The organism is Microbacterium koreense (genome assembly GCF_042677105.1).
Classification (GTDB): Bacteria; Actinomycetota; Actinomycetes; order Actinomycetales; family Microbacteriaceae; genus Microbacterium; species Microbacterium koreense.
Window position 1 is genome coordinate 1,147,026 of the sequence record NZ_JBHTIM010000001.1, and the last position, 21,220, is coordinate 1,168,245.

Annotated in this window: 15 protein-coding genes; 8 read left to right on the top strand and 7 right to left on the bottom strand. The window is 64.9% G+C overall.

Features of this window, described 5'->3' with window-relative positions; genetic code table 11:
• Position 1: 1 nt before the first annotated feature.
• On the bottom strand, positions 2-607 hold the full coding sequence (locus tag ACFQZV_RS05315; RefSeq protein WP_378751086.1) for a helix-turn-helix transcriptional regulator: 606 nt from the start codon (positions 605-607) through the stop codon (positions 2-4).
• 70 nt (positions 608-677) lie between these two features.
• Between ACFQZV_RS05315 and ACFQZV_RS05320 the strand changes: the two genes are divergently transcribed.
• Positions 678-1,412, top strand: coding sequence for a sulfurtransferase (locus ACFQZV_RS05320; RefSeq protein ID WP_378751084.1), 735 nt, complete (start codon positions 678-680; stop codon positions 1,410-1,412).
• A 63-nt stretch (positions 1,413-1,475) separates the two neighbouring features.
• Here ACFQZV_RS05320 and ACFQZV_RS05325 read toward each other — a convergent pair whose 3' ends face one another.
• From ACFQZV_RS05325 to ACFQZV_RS05340, 4 genes are read right to left on the bottom strand one after another with little or no spacing between them, the layout of a single operon-like run.
• Positions 1,476-2,387: an ABC transporter substrate-binding protein gene (locus ACFQZV_RS05325; RefSeq protein WP_378751082.1), complete on the bottom strand. Its 912-nt coding sequence runs from the start codon at positions 2,385-2,387 to the stop codon at positions 1,476-1,478.
• Positions 2,388-2,409: 22 nt separating this feature from the next.
• Positions 2,410-3,135, bottom strand: coding sequence for an ABC transporter permease (locus ACFQZV_RS05330; protein WP_378751080.1), 726 nt, complete (start codon positions 3,133-3,135; stop codon positions 2,410-2,412).
• The gene (locus ACFQZV_RS05335) at positions 3,132-3,803 is read right to left on the bottom strand and encodes an ABC transporter permease (protein ID WP_378751078.1); all 672 of its coding nucleotides are present in this window, start codon (positions 3,801-3,803) and stop codon (positions 3,132-3,134) included. Before ACFQZV_RS05335 ends, ACFQZV_RS05330 begins: the two co-directional genes overlap by 4 nt.
• Entirely contained in the window at positions 3,800-4,636 is an 837-nt protein-coding gene (locus tag ACFQZV_RS05340) for an ABC transporter ATP-binding protein (RefSeq protein WP_378751075.1), read from the bottom strand. The genes ACFQZV_RS05335 and ACFQZV_RS05340 overlap by 4 nt, the downstream gene beginning before the upstream one ends.
• Positions 4,637-4,766: 130 nt before the next feature.
• On the opposite strand from ACFQZV_RS05340, the gene ACFQZV_RS05345 reads away from it, so the two are divergent.
• The 7 genes from ACFQZV_RS05345 (at position 4,767) to ACFQZV_RS05375 (ending at position 19,299) form a co-directional block, all read left to right on the top strand.
• Positions 4,767-6,191 (top strand): dihydrolipoyl dehydrogenase family protein, encoded by a 1,425-nt coding sequence (locus ACFQZV_RS05345; protein ID WP_378751073.1) that lies wholly within the window; start codon positions 4,767-4,769, stop codon positions 6,189-6,191.
• Positions 6,192-6,440: 249 nt separating this feature from the next.
• Positions 6,441-8,585, top strand: a complete 2,145-nt coding sequence (locus ACFQZV_RS05350; RefSeq protein ID WP_378751071.1) for a hypothetical protein — start codon at positions 6,441-6,443, stop codon at positions 8,583-8,585.
• A gap of 39 nt (positions 8,586-8,624) precedes the next feature.
• Positions 8,625-12,083, top strand: coding sequence for a tubulin-like doman-containing protein (locus tag ACFQZV_RS05355; RefSeq protein WP_378751069.1), 3,459 nt, complete (start codon positions 8,625-8,627; stop codon positions 12,081-12,083).
• Positions 12,084-12,096: 13 nt separating this feature from the next.
• Positions 12,097-14,142: a hypothetical protein gene (locus tag ACFQZV_RS05360; protein WP_378751067.1), complete on the top strand. Its 2,046-nt coding sequence runs from the start codon at positions 12,097-12,099 to the stop codon at positions 14,140-14,142.
• Positions 14,142-17,669 carry a hypothetical protein gene (locus ACFQZV_RS05365; RefSeq protein ID WP_378751065.1) on the top strand — a complete coding sequence of 1,176 codons (3,528 nt, stop codon included), beginning with the start codon at positions 14,142-14,144 and terminating at the stop codon, positions 17,667-17,669. The genes ACFQZV_RS05360 and ACFQZV_RS05365 overlap by 1 nt, the downstream gene beginning before the upstream one ends.
• Positions 17,666-18,490, top strand: coding sequence for a hypothetical protein (locus ACFQZV_RS05370; RefSeq protein ID WP_378751063.1), 825 nt, complete (start codon positions 17,666-17,668; stop codon positions 18,488-18,490). Before ACFQZV_RS05365 ends, ACFQZV_RS05370 begins: the two co-directional genes overlap by 4 nt.
• A 50-nt stretch (positions 18,491-18,540) precedes the next feature.
• Positions 18,541-19,299, top strand: coding sequence for an HNH endonuclease family protein (locus ACFQZV_RS05375; RefSeq protein ID WP_378751061.1), 759 nt, complete (start codon positions 18,541-18,543; stop codon positions 19,297-19,299).
• A gap of 50 nt (positions 19,300-19,349) precedes the next feature.
• On the opposite strand, the gene msrA is transcribed toward ACFQZV_RS05375, so the two are convergent.
• Complete coding sequence (gene msrA / locus ACFQZV_RS05380; RefSeq protein ID WP_378751059.1) at positions 19,350-19,892, bottom strand: peptide-methionine (S)-S-oxide reductase MsrA; 543 nt, start codon at positions 19,890-19,892, stop codon at positions 19,350-19,352.
• Positions 19,893-20,030: 138 nt separating this feature from the next.
• The gene (locus ACFQZV_RS05385; RefSeq protein ID WP_378751057.1) at positions 20,031-21,203 is read right to left on the bottom strand and encodes a MalY/PatB family protein; all 1,173 of its coding nucleotides are present in this window, start codon (positions 21,201-21,203) and stop codon (positions 20,031-20,033) included.
• Positions 21,204-21,220: the final 17 nt, after the last annotated feature.

Consider the following 21,220-nt stretch of genomic DNA (forward strand, 5'->3'; position numbering starts at 1 on the left):
GTCAGTCGCGGACGAGGTGCACGACACACTGTGTCGGGTCGCACGTCGGCGCCACGCCGTCGACACGCAGCGGGCCGCCTGCTTCGGTCATGACGCTCTGCATCACCCCGAGGTGCACACGACACAGGGTGCCGAGGTGCGCCGACTGCGCCTGCGCGTGTGGGCACGGTGAGAGATCGATCGTGAGCGCATCTTCGTCGACCTCCGGCTCGAACCCGGCCTCGACGAGATCCTCGATCACGGCATCGAGCTGGTGGGCGGCGGCTCCTGTGAGCCGACCCGCCGATTGGGGGAGGACGCGGCGCATGAGATCGCCGCGACGGGCGGCGCCCCGAACACGCTCTTGCGCAACGGGGCTCGACGCCTCGGCGCCGCCGGTGGCCGCGGAGTAGAGCACGCGTGGTCGACCGCGCGTCGTGCGATGTTCGCGCTCGTGCACCACGTAGCCCGCGTCGACGAGCCGCTGCAGATGTTCGCGCACGGTGTTGGCGTGCAGACCCGTGCCCTCGCACAGATCCTGAATCGTGCGTCCTGACTGCTCTTGCAGCAGATGCAGGATCTTCACGCGGGAGTAGCTCGAGATCGAGCTGTACGGCGTGCGAACCATGTCTCGATCCTGCCACCGATCGGCTCGTCCGTCGGGATGCGGCGGGCGCGAGACTCCGTAGGCTTGTCGGGTGTCTTCCGTCCTGAACATCTCGGCATACCTGTTCACCGGCATCGCCGACCCGCGTGGTCTCCAACCCGTGCTGCGTGAGCGCGCGTCGGCCGCGGCTCTGAAAGGCACGATCATCCTGGCCGAAGAGGGCATCAACCTCTTCCTCGCCGGGAGCCCCGCCGATGTGCGCGGGTTCGTCGCGCTCCTGCGCGCGGATGCGCGCTTTGCCGACCTCGCGGTGAAGGAGAGCTGGTCCGAGGAACAGCCCTTCGGCCGCATGCTCGTGAAGGTCAAGGGCGAGATCATCCGCATGGATCACCCGATGATCCGTCCGAGCGCGGGGCGAGCGCCCGCGGTGGCGCCGCGGACACTCCGTCGATGGCTCGACCAGGGTCACGACGACGAGGGGCGCGAGGTGGTGCTGCTCGACACGCGCAACGCGTTCGAGGTCGACTATGGCACCTTCGACGGCGCACTCGATTGGCGGATCGAGCGCTTCACGCAGTTTCCGGATGCCGCAGCCGCCGCGCGAGAAGACCTCACCGGTCGCACCGTGGTGAGCTTCTGCACCGGTGGCATCCGCTGCGAGAAGGCCGCCCTCTACTTGGGCGACCTGGGCGTGGAGGCCTACCAACTCGACGGCGGCATCCTCGGGTACTTCGAACAGGTCGGCGGCGCACACTGGACCGGCGACTGCTTCGTCTTCGACGGCCGCGAGGCGCTTGCGCCGGACCTCACACCGATGCGCTCATGACCCGTGATGACGGATGCCGCGCACCCCGGAAGGTACGCGGCATCCGACGTCAGGATTCGGGCGTCAGCTGAGACCGTTGGCGGCGAGCCAGTCGCGGGCGATGTCCGGCGTGGACCGCTCGTCCTGGGTCGATTCGATGTTGAGGGCGACGAGGCCTTCGGGCGTCAGTGCGGCGCTGACGGCATTGATGACGTCGGCGATCTCGTCGGCGATCTCGGCGTTGACCACAGGGACGACGTTCGATGCCAAGAAGAGTCCCTCGGGGTCTTCGAGGGTGACGAGGTCGTTTGTGCCGATGAGCGGGTCGGCGCTGTAGACGTTGGCGACCTGGATGGTGCCGGCCACGAGTGCGTCGACGGTCGTGTCGGCGGTCGGATCGAAGGCGACCGTCACGCCGTAGACCTCTTCGAGTCCCGCCGGGCCGTACGGACGCTGCTCGAGCTCGGGCGCGCCCCCGAGGGTGAGGCCTTCGATCCCCGCGAGGTCGCCGATCGTGGTCAGCCCGTTCGCCTCGGCGAACTCGGCCGTCACGTTGTAGGAGTCCTGATCGGTCGCTGGGGACTGGTCGAGGACCGTCAGGCCGTCGGGCAGGGCCTCTTGCAGGGCTGCATAGACATCTTCGGGCGTGGTCGCCGTGGCGGTGTCGTCGAAGTACTGGAGCAGGTTGCCGGTGTACTCGGGGAACAGATCGATGGTGCCGTCTTCGAGTGACGGCATGTAGGCATCGCGCTGCCCGATGCTGAAGGTGCGGTCGACGTCGAATCCGGCGTTCTCCAGTGCTTGAGCGTAGATCTCGGCGATGATCTCATTCGAATAGTAGGCCTGCGAGCCCACGTTGATCGTCGTGGAATCCGTCATCTCTTCGTCACCGCCGCCGGTCAGTGGATCCGACGATCCGCCACAGGCGGTCAGGACGAGGGCTCCGACGGCGAGGGTGCCGAGCGCGAGCGCGAAACGGTTGCGTGAACGGGACATGTGAACCTCCGATGGGTGGGGATCAGGCGGGTGCGGGAACGGCGAGGGATCGGGTGCGTGAGCGGTCGCGGCGGCGCGGGCGTCGCGACACGCCGTGAGGCTGGACGAGGCGACCGAGAAGTGCGAAGAGCCCGTCGAGCACCAGGGCGAGTGCGATGACGAGGATCGATGCCCCGAGGATCTGGTCGAATTGCTGCAGCGCGATGCCCTGGATGATGTAGTAGCCGAGGCCGCCGAGATTGATGTATGCGGCGATCGTCACGGTCGCGACGACCTGCAGTGTCGCCGATCGGAGGCCCCCGATGAGAAGCGGCAGTCCGAGCGGCACCTCGATCTTCCACAGGATCTGCCACCCCGTCATGCCGACCGCGCGTCCCGCGTCGATCGTCGAGCGATCGATGGCTTCGATACCCGCGTAGGCCCCGGCAAGGATCGATGGAATCGCGAGGAGCACGAACGCGACCATCGCGGCTTCGGTCGTGTACAGCACTCCGAAGACGAGGTAGAGCAAAAGGATGAGTCCGAGCGAAGGGAGGGCGCGCGCTGCCCCAGAGAGGAAGACGGCGATCTCGCGGCCCTTGCCGGTGTGCCCGATCAGCCACCCCAGTGGAACGGCGACGAGGGCGGCGATCAGGACCGCGGAGAATGTGTAGGCGAGGTGCTGGGCGATTGCCGTCGGCACCGGGAGCGTGCCGGTGAGGCGCTCGGGCGAAAAGATCCAGGCGAACGCTTCGACGAAGAGGTTCATGCCGCCACCGCCTTTCGGGGCGTGCGGACCGGAAGTGTGCGGCGAGTCCAGGGCATCAGCATGCGCCCCGCGAGGACGAGAAGGAGGTCGATGACGAGCGCGACGACGACGACGGCGACCACGCCCGCGAGGACCTCGGGGATGATGCGGCGCTGCGCGCCGTTGGTGAAGAGGTAGCCGAGGTTCTGGACGCCGATCAGGATGCCGACCGTAGCGAGCGAAATGGTCGACACCGCCGTCACCCGCAGACCCGCGAGCATGACCGGACCTGCCAGCGGGAACTCGACCGTCCAGAAGCGGCGCCACGGACCGTAGCCGACCGCGATCGCGGCGTTGCGGGTGGCGGGATTGATCGAGGCGAGCCCGTCTGCCACAGACCTCGTCATGATCGCGACGGCGTAGATGATGAGGGCGACGACGAGATTCAGCGTCGAGATGTAGGGGATGCCGAACACGGCGACGAGGATCGCGAACAGAGCGAACGAAGGCACGGTGTAGAGCAGGCCGACGGTGGTGAGCACCGCTCCCCGCAGCGGGGTGAACCGGAACGCCGCCCAGCCCAGGGGGATGGCGAGCGCGAAGCCGATGAACACCGCGATGATGCTCTGCTGCAGATGCACCAGGGTCAACTGCGCGATGAGGTCGAGGTTGTCGATCACCCAGTTCACGACGAGTCAGCCTCCGGGGCGTCGACGAGGACGCCCTGCGTGCGGCCGGCAGCGTCGACCAGCACCGTGCCGTGCGGCGTTTTCTTGGTGTGCAACGCCCGCGTGCCGCGTTCGGCGCCGATGAAGTCGGCGACGAAGTCGCTCGCAGGGTTCTCGATGATCTCGTCGGGCGTGCCGACCTGGGCGATGTGGGCGCCCTTCTCGAGGATCACGACCTGGTCGCCGAGGAGGAAGGCCTCGTCGATGTCGTGGGTGACGAACACGATCGTCTTGTCGAGCTGGCTTTGCAGGCGCAGGATCTCGTTCTGCAGTTCTTTGCGCACGATCGGGTCGACCGCGCCGAAGGGCTCGTCGGCGAGGAGGATGTTCGGGTCGACGGCAAGCGCGCGTGCCACGCCGACGCGTTGCTGCTGACCGCCGGAGAGTTGGCTGGGGTAGCGATCGGCGAGGCTACGGTCGAGCCCGACGACATCCATGAGTTCCAGGGCGCGCTCGCGAGCTGCACCTTTGGAGACCCCGTTGAGCACGGGGACGGTGGCGATGTTGTCGGTCACGCTGAAGTGGGGGAGGAGCCCGGCGTTCTGCAGGACATACCCGATACCGCGGCGCAACTTCACCGGGTCACGGTCTGCGATCGGCTCGTCGTCGATCGCGATGACCCCTGACGTCGGTTCGACGAGGCGGTTGATCATGCGCAGAAGGGTCGTCTTGCCGCATCCCGACGACCCCACGAGGACCGTGGTCTTGTGCGCGGGAATGGTGAGCGAGAAATCGTCGACGGCGATCGTGCCGTCGGCGAACTTCTTCGTGACTGCCCGGAACTCGATCGCCATGGCTTCCTTTCGCCGGGTTTCCAGCCAAGCACACCCCGACGACATCGGGCACGTCATGGCACACCCTTGACGAAATCGAGATCCTCTGGTTCATGGTCCGAACCGCGGGCGGGACCGCTAGCGTGAGGCCATGGACACCAATGCGAACGAGTACGACGTCATCGTGATCGGCGCCGGAGCAGTGGGGGAGAACGTCGCCGACCGGGTCGTGAAAGCGGGGCTCACAGCGGTCGTGGTCGAACACGAACTCGTCGGAGGAGAGTGCTCGTACTGGGCATGCATGCCGTCGAAGACCCTGTTGCGGGGTGCGGCCGCGCTGCGAGCGGCGCGAGACGTCGCCGGCGCGTCCGAGGCGGTGACCTCGGGAATCGACGTCGCCGCCACCCTGCGTCGCCGCAACGAGATCGTTCACGATTGGAAGGATGACTCGCAGGTGCGGTGGCTCGACTCCGCCGGAATCCCGCTCGTGCGTGGTCACGCCCGCCTGCGTGCGGAGCGTGAAGTGGCGGTCCTTGCGTCGGACGGGACCGAGTCGCTGCTCACCGCGCGTCATGCGGTTGCCGTGTGCACGGGTTCGGCCGCGTTCGTGCCGGATGTTCCCGGTCTCGCAGACGCCGCGCCCTGGACGAGTCGCGAGGCGACCTCGGTGAAGGATGTGCCCTCATCGATCGCGATCCTCGGCGCGGGTGTCGTCGGCGCTGAGATGGCGACGTTCTTCGCGTCGGCGCAAAGCGAGGTCACGATGATCGCGCGCTCGGGCATTCTGGGCGCCATGGAGCCGTTCGTCGGTGAGCACGTCGCGGCATCCCTCACGCTTCTGGGCGTCGACATCCGCACTGGCGTCGGCGTCGAGAAGGTCGACCGCGGCGAGGACGGCCGTGTCGTGGTGTCGCTGGACGACGGAAACGAGGTGCGCGCCGACGAGGTGCTCGTCGCCACGGGGCGTACGCCGCAGACCACCGACATCGGCCTTGAGACCGTGGGACTCGAACCCGGATCCTGGCTCGAAGTAGACGACACCCTGCGCGTGCCGAGCACGGATTGGCTCTACGCGGTCGGTGACGTGAACCATCGGGCACTTCTCACACACATGGGCAAGTACCAGGCGCGTGCGGCGGGTGACGCGATCGCGGCGCGGGCTCTCGGCGAAGACCTGGATGCCGCGCCCTGGGGACGCCACGTTGCGACGGCAGACCACTCGGCCGTGCCGCAGGTCGTCTTCACCGACCCGGAGGCCGGTTCGGTCGGCCACACGGAGCAGTCGGCACGGAGGGCTGGGCTGGCCGTCCGCGTACTCGATTACAACCTCGCCTCGCTCGGCGGGGCGGCGACGTACGCCGACAGCTACCGCGGCCACGCGCGGGCCATCGTCGACGAAGAGCGAGGCGTGATCGTGGGGGCGACCTTCGTCGGCCCCGACACGGCAGAGTTGGTGCATTCCGCGACCACGGCGATCGTCGGCGAGGTGCCGATCGAGCGCTTGTGGCACGCCGTCCCCTCCTACCCGACCCTCAGCGAGGTCTGGTTGCGCTGGCTCGAAGAATACGGGCGCTGAGCGACGTCCTGAGCAGTACCACGTCGGTTGAAAATGTGCCGTCATAAAAAATGAGAGTTGTCTCATGTCTGAGGGGTGCCCTATGTTGACGAATGCATTCGGGGGTCATGCCGTTCTCATCTGACGAGAGAACGTGGAACCGCTCACACTCCCGTAACGACGCGGGAGGAGGGTGGGGCCATGTACCGGATGGCTCATACGAACGGGGCGCCATCGCGACGCAACCGAGCGGCGGCCGCGGCTGCCGCAGTGCTCGCTTCCGTCCTTCTTCTCGCCGGGTGTACGGATTTCGCGCCCGCGCCTGATCAGCCCACCAGTGAGACGGGCGCGTCGGCGGATAGCGCATCGTGCGGGAACGGCGAGTACACCCCCGCAACACCGCAGCGGTACATCAACCTCGTGCTGGATGACTCGGGCTCGATGTTCTACGACGAGGACGATGCTCCTCGAGACCGCTGGTCGAAGGCCAAGTACGCGGTGGAGGTGTTCGCGGCGATGCTGGAGCCTGAGGACACGCTCAACGTGTACCTGCTGAACGGTGGTGGTGCCCCGCAGCTCACGATCACCGGTTCGGAGACCTCGACAGCTCGCGTCGAGAAGGTCCACGAGCTGCAACTCCGCGGCGGAGGAACGCCGTATGACGTCGTGCGAAGAGCTACCGCCGACCTCGATACTGCGGACGCGGAGAACAAGTGGCTCGTCGTCCTCTCCGATGGTGACTTCCCCGACCGAAAGGTTGAGCAGGTGAAGTCTGATTTCGACACCTTCGTCGCAAACGGAACGGACGGCGAGCGCCGGCGGGTCGCTTTCCTCTCCATCGGTGAAGAAGCGCGAGAGCTCGAGAGCTCAGATGATCTCGGAGTCCACAGCCGTGCCGCGCCGGACTCCGAAGACGTTCTCGATCAGATGACCGACTTCGCGAACTTGATCTTCGAGCGAAGCCCCATCGAAGTCGATGACAAGAGGACCATTACACCAGACGTCGATCTTGCCGAAGTGCTGGTCTTTGCTCAAGGCGAAGATGCCGCAATCGCCCCCGCGTTCGGACCGACGGTCATCGTCGAGTGGGCGCCAAACGAATCAGTCGACGGGAAGACTGAGCCAACGCCGGATAAAGAGCTGCGTGGGGTTCTTGCGACCGCCACGGATGTCCCCGCTGGCACGTTCCACCTCCCGGTCAACGGCACGGAGGAGATCGCTGCATTCTTCAAGCCCAGTGTCGATTTCAAGGTTGAGCTGAGAAACGAGGACGGCGAACTCGTCACCGAAGACGACCTCGTCGGAGGTACGTACAGTGTGAGCTTCGGGTTCGTGGACCAGAATTGCGACTACTTCGAGTCGATCGAGTCAACGGTCCTCGGGCACGTCGACTACAGTGCAACCGTTCAGTCGGATGCCGGCTCCCCTGACGGTACGACCGAGTTTCAATCCGGAGACGAGATCACGCTCGAAGCCGGAACGGCGAAGCTCACGGTTGCAGCGGAGTTTCTTCAAGGACACGTGGTCGAGAGCTCCCGGGATCTGCTTGTACGACAACCGACGCGTGACACGGGTTTCGATGTGGCGCCCGAGACGTACAACGCGAGCGACCTCGCTCTCGCCGCCCCCCCGCCCGGCCCGGTTGAGCTCTACTACGGACTGGGTGAGCCCGGGCAGCTCAACGCCTTCACAGCGGAAGAGTGGGCGACGGTCGAGGAAGAATCGATCCAGGTCGGCCCCGTAGACGGGCTGACCTTCGATGTCGCCCCCTCGAAGGATGAGATCGGAATCATCCATGTGACGCCACGGGCCGCCAATGGTGATGTCTACGGAGTCCCTACTGGAACGGTCGACGTCCCTGTGCTTGTTGAACACACCTACGACACGCAACCCTATGACGCCGACCAGACGATGACGTTCACCATCGTCGACGACATTCCGTGGTACGAACGGCTCGCGCACTGGTTCGCGACGATCGGGTGGATGATCCTTCTGGGCTTGATCGTCGCCGCGATCATCGTCGGGTACATCGTCAAGCCGCGCTTCTCGAAGAAGATCAAGCCGAGTCCGACGGTCACCGGGGTGCCGATGAACATCGGCATGCAGTCCGAGAACGGCACGGGTAAGTTCCGGCAGCGACTCGGCCGCAAGTTCCTGCCGTATGTCGCCGATCGCGCCACGCTCGTGTACGTCCCGCATGGCGCACCGGGCTTCCGGGCCATGCAGCTGAAGGCGGGCCGGCGGGGCAAGATGACGCTCCTCAATTGGAAGCAGATCGCCGACCGCAAGAACGTCGCGATCAACGGATCCGACATCAACGAAGACACCAAGAAGCCCCCGACGCTCAGTCCGTCGTCGAACATCACCGCGACCGTGCCGAATCAGATGCGGTACGAGCTCTACCTCAACAACTGACCCTCGCCTTCGCGACCCCTCACGAGAAGGACCCCTCGAATGCCCATTGCACCCACCCTCATCCTCGGACTCGGCGGTACCGGATCCAAGATCGTTCAGAACGTCGCCGAGAAGGTGGCGGAGAGCGGCTCGAGTCAGTCTGAGCGCATCGCCTTCGTCGTCTTCGACACCGACATCAACGACTTGGGGAGAATCCGCCAGAACAGTCCGGAGATCCACACCGTGCAGACCTCCACACGCAACACGGTCGGTGAGTATCTCAACATCAACACCAACGCGCGGGACAACTGGTTCCCGGTCAACGAGATGCTCAACCGCAAGACCCTCACAGAAGGCGCGGCTCAGGTTCGGGCCATCTCGCGGCTTGCGTTCGATACAACGCTCAAGGGCGGCAATCTCGACGGCCTCCACCGCGCGATCGAGCAGCTCTTCCGCATCGACAAGGACCAAGAAGAGCAAGCGCTCCGTGTCATCATCACCAGCTCGCTCGCGGGGGGCACGGGTTCGGGCCTGATCCTCTCGGTGGCGATGTACCTCGCCAACTACCTGCGCACCAAGTACCCCAAGGCCAAGGCCATCACGCGCGGGTTCTTCGTGCAGCCCGACGTGTTCTACTCCGTCATCAAAGCCACGGAGGAGCAGCAGAACCTGCAGGTCAACGCGTACGCCGCGGTGCGCGAGCTCGACGCATTCCTTATGAAGGGCGACAACACTCTGCCGCCGCAGTACCGCGGTCTCGTCTTCGAGTTCCCGAAGATGGGCGCGGACGGTGTCGAGCCGATCAGCGCCATGCCCTACGACTTCTGCTTCCTCTTCGACGCGAAGAACTCCACGGGCGGCAGTCTCGACTCCTTCGCGACGTATCTCGATCACGCCGCGACATGCATCTACACGCAGTCGATCGGACCGATGTCGAAGAAGTCGAACTCGCGCGAAGACAACGTCCTGCGCGAGGTCATCCGCAACGACGGGCGCAACCGCTACGCCGGCGCGGGAGCTTCGCGACTCGTCTACCCGTGGGCTCACGTGCGCGACGTCGTGGGTCTGCGGTGGGCGAACCTCGCGTTGTCCGGCCAATGGCTCAAGTTCGACGATCAGTTCAAGGACCGCCAAGAGGCGCTCGCCAAGCAGCGAGAGCGGGGATACACGGCACACGACCTCGATATCGCCACCGAATTCATCGGCGCGGTCGAGGAGAACGCGAAGAACAAAGAACCGTTCGCCCGCGCCGTGCAGAGCCAGTGTCTCGCGTATGACGAAGACGGCATTTCGGTCGTCGGAAACCGCTGGGGAGAGTACCTCAGCGCCCTTCACCGCCACGTGCTCAAGAACGCATCCCTGCCCTCGCAGGAGACGTTGCGGCGGAACGCCGTGGCGCGGGTTTCGGCGCTCGCCGAGACCGCTGAGGCGGATGACTATGTCGGTGCCTATTACGAGCTGAAGAAGTTCCACGACATCGTGGAACGAGATACCGAGGAGACCGCCGGTCTCATCGGCTACACGATGTTCCAGTCGGACAACCCCGGCATCATCCGCCAGAAGGCCGAACATCAGCTCGAGACGTACCTTCGCGACAAGGTGACGGGAAACTTCGTGCACCCGGTGTCGGCGCGCTTCTTCCTCTACCAGACGCTCAAGGGTCTCAAGCAGCAGAAACAGCAGGTCGAGACGCAGCTTGCGAGCACGATGCAGTTCTTCGCGAACTTCGAGCGCAACGCCTTCGACGACCCCGGGACGGAAGACATCGAGAGCCCCGAGGACCTGATCAACCGCAAACGCAGCATGCGCGAGCGCCTCCGCAACAAGCCGGGCGCAGATCTTCAAGAACTGGCCGACAAGTTCGAGAACTACATCCGCAAGGTCGGTGAGCTTCGGGACCAGACGGTGTACGCGAAGGTCCTCGACGAGGCGATCACCTATACAACGTCGATGTCGCGTTCGTTCGAGACCTTCTTCGAGGTGCTCAGCGGAAACCTGAAGCGTCTACAGACGAGCGTCGACCTCCAGCGCACCAAGTTCGACGATCTGAAGGGCTCGACGACGCGCTACGTCCTGGCATCCTCCGAATGCCTCGACAGCCTGTATGACTCGATGCCCTACACAGGCGGAGTGATGAGTGTGGACTCGGAACTCGCCGAACGCATCTACTCCAAGGTTCGGGACTACTCGATGCTGACGGACGGCAAGGACGCGAACTTCTTCCAAGACCTGTACCAGAACACGATGCTCGGGTACTTCTCAGACCAGGTGATGGAGCGGTACCGCAGCCAGATCGACATCGACGTTATCGACGCTCTCGAGCGCGAGTACAGGATCACGGAAAAGAACTACGAGGCCGACAAGGTGGCGCACTACGTGCGCGGTGAGATCGACAAGGCGAAGCGCCTGGCCGCGCCGTTCCTCGAACAACCCCTCGGCGAGGAGCGTCACCCGATCGAGGCCTGCGCATACAATCCCGTCATCGAGGGCGACTCAGATCCGAAACGCAAGAGCCTCATCGCGGAGCAGCTCGGCAACTACGGCGGCGAAAAGGATGAGGACATCAGTCCGCAGGAAATCCTCTTCTACAACGCCATGTACGGCATCCGGGCTCGCGACCTGTCGAAGTACTCGCCGGCCCGCGTACACGCGACGGAGAACCGTCCCGCTGGGCAGTACTTTTCCGCGTACTACAGCCTCGTTTCCGACATCGAGCCCTCGGTGGAGACCACCAAGGTCATCACGCCGCACATCGATCGACGCTGGCACTGGGTGTCGCAGCTGCCCGACCTCGACGAGGGGAATCAGGCCGCGCAGGTTTCGGCGATCAATGGCGCGCTCTTCCTCGGGCTGGTCTACGAGCGCATCCAGTGGTCGCTTGTGCACGCCGATCATCGCGTTTACCAGTACGACGGCGAAGGGAAAGCGGCGAAGGACTTCGTGGTATCCAACGGAACTCCGTGTGATCACTTCCACGAGGTCGTCGACGCTCTCACGATCAATCCGGTGGCGGTCAGCGAGATCACCCGCGTCATCGATCGCTACGCCCGAATCCTCCGGGAGGAGGCCCGTACGGTGTCGTTCGACGACACGCGCTTCGCGCGTTCGCTCGCTTCGGGAATCGCGCTCCCCGAACTCGAAGAGATCGTTCCGGCACTCAAGGGTGCGCACTTCTCGCTCTTCGATATCGCGGCGTTCTACGCGCTCACCGTCCCGAAGGATCTGTACTTCGAGGAGCAGGTCTATGACATGGTCGCCGACTTCCTGCGCACTGTGATCGACGAGATCGAAACCGTCGAGGACGATGGAGACGCGCGTCCCGTCATCGAGCGGGTTCTTCTCGAACAGTTCGCGGCGTTCGAGAAGAACATCGGCGCGTACCTCGAGAGCGACGGGTTGCCGTTCACGCGAAAGCTTCGCAGCATCCTGCGGCCGCTCGTGATGACGCTCGACGAGCTTCACCTGCGCGGAGCCGTCGATCGTGTCGAAGCGCTCGACAAGCGCCTCCAGAAGCTGTGAGGCACCGGCCGACGTGTTCACCGTCATCTTCCTGAGCAAGTCTGCGAAGGCGATCTTCGACAAATCGAAGACGTTCTTCGACCCGTTCCGCGAGCGCGGTGACATCGCCTTCTGTGAGTGGAACGAGTCCGACCGTGCCCTCACGTCGCTGCAGGCGCTGCCGCAACTCAAGGAGATCATCCGGGGCAAGTCCGCGTGGCGCGCGGTCGTCGTCGACCATGCGACACCGGATCACCACGACCACGCACGGGATCCCGAGAATCCGTTCGATTTCGTCGACAACACACGGTCGCAACTGGCGCTCACCGACTCACCGCACGCGCTCGTGCGTATCGCGCACCAACTCCTCGGCTACCCGGCGCTGACGGCCCGAGAATTCATTCCGATCGTGAGCTACCTCGAGAGCGACGGAACGCGTGTGGAGAGTGCGGAAGGCGACAACTACCACGAAGTGCTCAGCGCGCTGGGTCGGACGAAGAGCGACGTCCGCGTCGAGTTTCGGGAGCAGCCGTACACCGAGGAAGAGATGCGGCGACACGCCGAGCTGCGCGAGCGATATCGGATGAAAGAAGTGCACCCCGACGAGGTGATCTTCATCTCGACGCGTTCGCGACTGGACGCCGATGAGGCGGCTGCGCTGCACCGCGCGTGGCTCACCGAGACCGAGCAGCACGCCTCCCGGTTCGTCGAACGCAACGACTATCCCGCGGCGACGCGGTTCGCCGTCTACGACCTCCTCAACCCCGAAAACTCCGGATATGAGCAGGACGAGTTGCGGTTTTGGCTGTCGGTGCTCACCGTCGCGGTGAACGCGTTGCCTCCGAGCTCCTTCCAGGCAGAGCGGGTCTACGAACTGGGGGTCGAGTTCTCTGAGCCCCTCTTGGGTGACCTGCTCAATCAGCACATGAGCAGACTGGCATCGCTACGCGAGCACCTTGACGGTCTCATCAGCCGACCGGAGCGTCCGCCGGAGACGGACGTCGCAGAGCTGCTCCGCGAAGAGGTCATCCGCGTCGACTTCGAAAGCATCGGCGGGGCGGACATCGCCGTCAGCACGGGCGGGTACGGTCTTGCATCCGACTCGCCCCGGAGTGAGTCCGCGCGCTGGGCAGCGGATTTCGATCACGTCCAGGTCAACGCCACGCAGTTCGTCCGCAGGCCACGGCGTGTTCTCGCGCGCGCTGTCGACACTGCGCGGGAATCCTCACGCCGGTACTTCCACGACGTCCACGTGCTCACCGACATCGACCGTGACGAGATCGAGGACGAGCTGTCAAAGCGGGTGCGATCGCTGACCGAACCCGCGACCGCCGAGATCCTCGATCGCCAGCGCCTGACGACGATGCTCGAGGAGCAAAACGCGACGGTGCGTCGCCACATCTCGGAGCGCATGTCGCTGCGCACGATCGGTGTGGCCTCCGTGCTGGTCATCGCGGTCTGGTTCGGTGCACTCACGCCGTACATGCTTCAGGCATTCGGGCGAAACGCCGAGGTCGCGACGTGGAGCGTCTTCGTCGTCGCCACCGTCATCGTGCTCTTGGCGATGGCAGGACTTGCCGCGCTGTGGTGGATGCGGCGGCGCCTGATCGCGCTCCTGCGGGACGTGAACCGCACCCTCCGTGCTTTCGTCGCGGGGGTGAACAACGGCGCGACCGCGTTCGGCCAGTACCTCTCGGGGCTCACCACCTACATGCACGCGAGGGCCACACTCATCAACTCGGGGCGCATCCAGGAACTCGAGCGGCTGCGCAAGCGGCGATACCTCGCAGTCCGGCGGGACGTCGTTTCGGCGTTCGACGCGGAGAAGCGCATCATGACATCGCTGGGCGAGCCGCTGAATGTGCGTCGGGTCGCGTCGGGTCTCGCGCAGTTCGACGTCGACGATCAACGCGAGCTCGCGTCATTCTTCCGATTCCCCACGGGCAACAGGAACGCCGCGTTCAACGACTCCGGTGAGCACGTACTCGCCCCCTACGACTTCATCACGCGTCTCCGACTCGAGCGTGTCCGTCTCTTCGAGCACGACCACCTCGCACCCGACCCGGCGGAGCAGATGTGATGCCCGAATTCCTCCGCCAGGCCGTTTTCGTCCTCCCCGTGGTCGGTGTACTCCTGATCGTCCGCGCCGTGAACATGTCGAGATCGATCCGGGTGCGCCAGTACCCGATGCCGGTCATCGCGGCGGCCTTCGCCGTCGTGGCGCTGATCGCACTCCACGGTCTCAACTCACGGATCGACGAACTCTTGCGAGGACTCTTCGGGTTCCTTCCGTTCCTGCGCGGTCTGTACGACACCACGTGGCAGTACGCGATCGAGAACACCGCCATCGTGCTCGTGTTCCTCATCATCAAACTCGTTCTTCGGAGTGTGTTCAGCCGGATCTTCCAGGGCGAGGACTTCTTCGGTAGCTCGGTGGTGCAGGGCGTGTACCGGTTCGACGTCGACTACGCAGGGTGGTTCGTCCGATCGCGAAGTGCAATGCTTCGTCAGTACCTTCGCACCTTCTACTGGGTGTCGATGGCTCTGATGATCTTGCTGCTGACCCTCGCCGGGATGTACCCAACCTGGCCGGGATTCCAGTCGATCGCGTTTCCCGCAATGGCCGTTCTCGTCATCGGTGAGTGCTTCTTCGCCATCGACGGCCTCACCAAGTCTGAGTTCCGACGAGACGTGCTCGGCGAGAAGGACTCCGCAGACCGTGTGACCGACTATGCCGGACTCAGAGAGGTGCTCACCGAGACGTTCCCCGGGCGCGCGCTGGACGATGGTGTCGAGTTCGCTTCCTCGGCCGCGTCGCATACATTCGATCAGTTGAGCGCTCTCGCGCACTCATCGGATGACGTCGACAGGCTCGTCGCGGGGTACTTCGAACGTCTGAAGCGGTCAGGAGTCGTCCTCGACACCAACCTCGTCGCTGCGTCGGCCGACCTGATGCGCGGGCGCAGCACCTTGATCAGCAACCCGTTCTACGGCGACCTCACCCCCTATGTCGTCTTTCCCGCCTACTATCACCTTCTCCAATACCGGAAGTGTCTGATCATCAGTGGACGGGACTCCATCGCAACCGATCTCGTGGAGTGGATGGATGCGGGTCTGCGTGACGTGACCGGTATTCCGGGCTTGTGGCGTGTCGAGCAGCTCACGACGATCACCCCGTCGGATCTCGACGTCGGCGTTCTGCGCTTCGCCGATATCCACAATCTCGATCTCATCCAAGCCAACGACGACTTCCTCCGCGATGTCGAGTACGTCATCCTCGCTGAGCCATCGCGAACTCTCGCGACGGGGCAACTCGGGTTGAGCGTCGTCCTCGGTCGGTGTGCTGGAGATCGAGCACCCGTCTTCGCTGCGTTCGACCGCAACCACGACGGACTCGTCGATGCGTTGTCGCACCTGCTCAAGGTCGACCTCACCGATGTGGTCGCGCCATCGCTCCCACGAGGTGTGACATCTGAGATCGTGTGGCGCGCGGACGGACCCTCGATGCACGCAGAGGTGCTCCCCGCGGTGAGTCGCTATCTCGGCATGGGGACCGAAATCGGTGCCGTTGCGCTGAAGTACCAGGTCTCGGATGTGGAATGGGTGGGGTCGGATGCCTTTCCGGTCCACGACATGATGTGGATCGCCGGCCAGTACTACAGCCAGATCAACGCCTTCGCGGATCTCGACCTCTCGCAGCACGCGTTCGCCGATGTGTTCCACTCCCGCTCGAACCCCTGGGACGTTGCCCGCGCTCCCGGGCGCTTCTTGATCGTCGAAGACGAGATGCGCAACGTTTATGAGACGGTTCGGCTGTACGCGACCCGCGCCGACACGGAAGGGTTCATCAACCTCATCAGCGAGGACTATCTGCTGCGTGATTACATGGTCGCCAACAGCCGCATCTTCGCCGCCGACGCAAAGGCCGTCCCCTCGATCGTGCCGGACTTCGCGCGGACAGAACGGAACCTCGTGCTCCGGCTCCTGCTCGTGCTGCGTACGTTCGGTATGACCGAGTCCGCACTTGCACGCGAGTTCGAGCTCACCGGACGCGTCGTTCCACCGGTCGAGCCACCCACCCTCACCCCCGAGGATGACGACCGAGAGCCTCCGGTCATCGAGATGCTGCGGGAGCTTGCCCGTCTGCACGCGGGCGTCGAGCACCTCCTCCTTCGCATGAACGTCGATGAAGGTGCGCCACCGACCGACGCCGACGGAGATCCGGTCCTCCAACGGCACTACGGCATTCCGGCGGGCACCGCCGTCGATGCTTTGGTCGAGCGGCTTCACGCGGCGTACTTCTTCGTCGAGGATGAGGCGGAGGGTCGGGACTACCTCGGCTCCACTCTCTATGGGCTCGTTTACCAGTCGCTCCTGCCCGGACAGTTCGTCACGTACGCGGGCAAATACTACGAAGTGTTGAGCATCGGCGACGACGTGAGGCGCAGCGGCGTCGTTCTTCGACGCGCCGCTGAGCACATTCGCGACCGGCGTACCTATCGGCAGCTTCGCGTCTTCGAGCTCGGCAGCCTCCGAGAATCCGAACGCACCGGTGCTCGGCTGACGGTGGGTGGTGTGGCGCTGACGCGCTTGTTCGCCACGATCCACGTGAGCTCGCTCGGGTACATCGAGTTGCCGGCACGCTCAGACCTTCAGCGCGGGCGCGAGACGCTCATCTCAGGAATCCCCTCACGAACCCACCACGGCAAGGAGATCCTCGCGATCACCCTTCCCGGCTCGACTGCGGAGGTCCGTCGGACGATCGCCGTGCTCCTGAACGAGCTGTTCGTCACGGTCTTTCCCGACGCGCATCACTATCTCGTCGCACTGACGGAAGACGAGTCGAACACCGTCGGTCACCTCCTCGACGGCTTCACGATCGGTGACGGGGCAGATCCGGACGCGATCTACCTTGTGGAGGACAGCCCGATCGACATGGGCCTGCTGATCGCCGTGGAGAGAAACTGGCGGCGCCTCTTCGAGATCGTCACCGACTATCTGGAGTGGAACGCTGCGCCGCGGGACGAACAACCGGCTCCGAAGCGGGGCGACGACGTTGCGGTGCCGGAGTTCCCGGATGACACGCCGGAAGAGCTTGCTCAGAGGCGTCGTATCGCCGCAGCGCAAGACGCCAGCGCCCAAACGTCGCCTCGAGCACCCGCACGTCGACCGTGGTGGCGGAGGCTGTGGCAGTGGACCATTGGTCTGTTCCCGACCTCTCGCCGGGTTACTCCCGTGCCGGCGATGGAAGACGCGGCGTCCACTTCCGGCGCACACGAGGAGACACCGACTGATGCGCGGCACGCGCCCTCCGGCGCGATCGCCGACGACATCGACCGTGACGCCCCCGCTGCAGAGGAAGGCGCGGTCCCGTTGGTCGTGGACTATGCCGAATCGGAGGTCGACGTCGAGCGAGACATCGATGGACGTTCGGAAGCAGGTGCCGTCAGCCTGGAGGAGCACGGCAGTCTGGCGGCTCCCGATGGCACCGATCGTGGCAGTGGAAGCATCCAGGAGCCTCGACCGCCCGACGACGCCGGCGGGACGAGGTCAGACGAGGGCGAAGGTCAGGCTCATCAGCGGGCGGGGGAGGGGGCGCACGAATGACCGGAAGTCCATATCTGCGTTTCGGTGGCGCGGATGCCGCAGAGGGATTGCAGCCCGCCGAGACTCTCACCTTCCTCCGTGAGAAGGGTTTCGCGGACGGCTATTTGAGTCGCGCGCGCCACGCGGTGGCCACGCACGCTCGGCGCCGGTTCAGCTTCGAGCCGATGAACGCCGGCTACTGTGACTTCTGCTTCATGAAGCTGATGGGTGGCGAGTACGACCGGCTCAAGGACGGCCGAGAACGGTGCATGCGCTGCAGCCGAACCGTCGTCCGCACCGGCGAGGACTTCCGAGAGCTGTATGAGTCCACGAAGCGCACCATGGAGATCGCTTTCGGCGTGTCGATAAAGACCGCGCTGCGTGTGCGCATGGTCAACGCTCGCGAGATCGCGCGCAAGACGGGGGAGCGCTTTGAGCCGACACCCGGTGTCGATGCGCGGGTGTTGGGATTCGCGGAGAAGGCACGCGATGGATACTCCCTCTACATCGAGAACGGAACCCCGAAGCTGGCAGCGATCGCCACGATCGCTCACGAATTGACCCACATCTGGCAGTACCTCAACTGGGATGTGAAGGAGATCGAGGACCGATACGGTGCGCATCACCGTCTTGCTGTATACGAGGGGATGGCGACCTGGGCGCAAATCCAATACCTGCTGTTCCTGCGCGAGTACGAAGATGCCGAGCGGCACGAAGCGTATGCGCTGCAACGGCGTGACGAGTACGGCGTCGGGTTTCGCGTCTTCGTCGATCGCTACCCCCTCGCCCGGGACGGGGACCTCGACGCCGACTCGCCGTTCGCCCACCGGTACCCACTGTGATGGCTCGTTCCGGAGGCCTTCATCGATCGCAGGGGGTCCCAGGGGCTCTCTTGATCGCTTTCGTCGTCGTCGGCCTGGCGGTGATCCTCATGATCACCATGCCTGTCGTCGCGTGGATGTCAGCACAGCCACCTGCAGCAGCACAGCCGGCTTTCACCGCGACGGCCGCTCCGTCGACGAGCGACCCCGCGACGCGGACCGAAGACCCCTCACCCGCGCCGACCGCGAGCCCGGCCGCTCCGAACCCGAGCGAGAGTGAGTCCCGGAGCCTTCTCGACGCCATCCCTGCGCTCAGCGGCAGCCTCGCGTCGGACTATGACCGCGCGCTGTTCGGACAGGCGTGGTACGACGAGGACGGGAACGGTTGCGATACCCGCAACGACATCCTTCGTCGCGACCTCACAGATCTGAACATCAAGGCCGACAGTAACGGATGCAAGGTGCTCGAAGGGGTGCTCGTCGACCCGTACTCGTTGGAGACGATCGCGTTCACATCAGGCACCGACACTTCCGTGCTCGTCCAGATCGACCATCTCATCCCTCTCGCATGGGCCTGGCGGCACGGGGCCGACGCGTGGTCGGACGATCAACGCAGGGCGTTTGCGAACGATCCTGCAAATCTCAAGGCGACCGATGGCTCGCTCAACATGTCGAAGAGCGACTCAGGCCCCGCCGACTGGATGCCGCCCGCGCGCGAAGCGCACTGCGCCTACGCGGAGGATTTCGTATCGGTGCTCTCGGATTGGGATCTCCCGATCGGCGACGCCGACCGGCGGGCCCTTGAGATCGCGCTCGACCGATGCCCCTGACGATTGAACGGATGCCCCGGGCCTGAGGGCAGCGCGACGTCCGCTCGTCGTCACACGGTGGCGTCGCGGCGGGGAAGAACCCACCCCGAGCGGGGGAAGTGGCAGGTGTATCCGTTCGGGATGCGCTGGAGGTAGTCCTGGTGCTCGGGCTCGGCCTCCCAGAACGGGCCGGCCTCTTCGATCGTGGTGACGGCCTTGCCCGGCCACAGTCCCGACGCGTCGACATCCGCGATGGTCTCGCGGGCGACCCGCTCCTGCTCCTCGGACAGCGGAAAGATCGCCGATCGATAGCTGGTCCCGACGTCGTTGCCCTGGCGATTCAGGGTCGACGGGTCGTGGATCTGGAAGAAGAACGCCAGGATGTCGCGGTAGGTCGTCGCGGCGGGGTCGAAGACGATCTCGACCGCCTCGGCGTGGCCGGGGTGGTGGCGGTACGTGGCGTGGTCGTTGGTGCCGCCGGTGTAGCCGACGCGCGTGTCGAGTACGCCGGGCTGGCGGCGGATCAGGTCTTCCATGCCCCAGAAACATCCGCCCGCAAGAACAGCGGTCTCGGTGCCGGGGCGCTGGGTGATGGTGCCGTTGTCGGTGCTCATGATGATCCGTCCTTTGTGGGGTCGAAGACAGTTCGGTGTTGCCCGCGGGCAACTTCTCTAGACGTAACGACGCGCGGTGCCGATTTGGTCCCATGAAGCTGGGAGCGAGCCGTGAATCGACCGCGCCGTGAAGAGACGCTACGCGACACGATCCAGGGCGGCGAGGGCAGCGCCCATGCGGGTGAGGAGCTCTTGCAGGAGCGGGCGGGGGAGTGCGAAGACGATCCGGGCGTGGCCTGCGCCGGCGTCGCCGCAGGCGAGTCCATCGGTGAGGGCCACGCCCGCGTGCGCGCGGAACCAGGCCGCGAGGTCGCCGTCCAGCCCGTACGCGCGCAGGTCGATCAGAGCGATGTATGTACCTTCGGGCATGCTCACCCGCGCCTTCGGCATGTGCTCGGCGACCAGGTCGACGAGCAATCGGCGGTTCGTGTCGAGGTAGGAGAGGGTCTCGTCGAGCCACGGCTTGCCGTCGGCGTACGCGGCGATGTTCGCGACGACCCCGGTCGTCGAGGTGCCGTGACCGGCCCACGGTCCCACGTCGTTCCAGATCGCGGCATCCGCGTCGTTCGAAACGATCACCTGCGCACACTTCAGACCCGCGAGGTTCCAGGCTTTCGACGCCGAGGTCGCCGTGAAGGTATGGGAGGCCGCGGCATCCGACACCGATGCGTATGGAACGTGACGGGCAGGTGCATACACGAGCGGGGCGTGGATCTCGTCTGAGAACACCCGACCGTTCTTCGCCTCGACGAGTTCGGCGACCGCGATGAGTTCATCGCGCGTGGCGACCGTTCCCAGGGGATTGTGGGGGTTGCAGAGCACGAGGAGGCCGCCGCCGTCGTCGAACGCTTTCGCGACGCCGTCGAGGTCCATCACCCAGCGTCCGTCGACCTCGACGCTCGGCACCTGGATCACGCGTCGGCCGTGTTTCGGTGGCACCGTCAGGAACGGCATGTAGGCGGGGGTCGGCACGATGATGGCGGAGCCGGGGGCGGAAAAGTGCGCCATGGCGGCTTCGTATGCGGTGATCACGTCGGGCATGGGCGACACCTGTTCGGCGGAGATGCCCCAGCCGTACTGCTCGCCGTACCAGCGCGCGGTCGCCGCGGACATCGCGCGCGACAGGTGCGGGGGCAGGTAGCCGCTCAGCCCCACGAGAGACTCGGTCACGGCATCGCGGATCACCGGGGCCACCCCGAAGTCCATCTCGGCGACGAACGCGCCGATCGTGTCCGGGAACATGGTCCACTTGAGACTTCCCGCTTCTCGCAGGTCGGTCGCGGTGCGGGCGTCGATGTCGGCCGGGCTCACGGAGGTTCCTCTCAGTC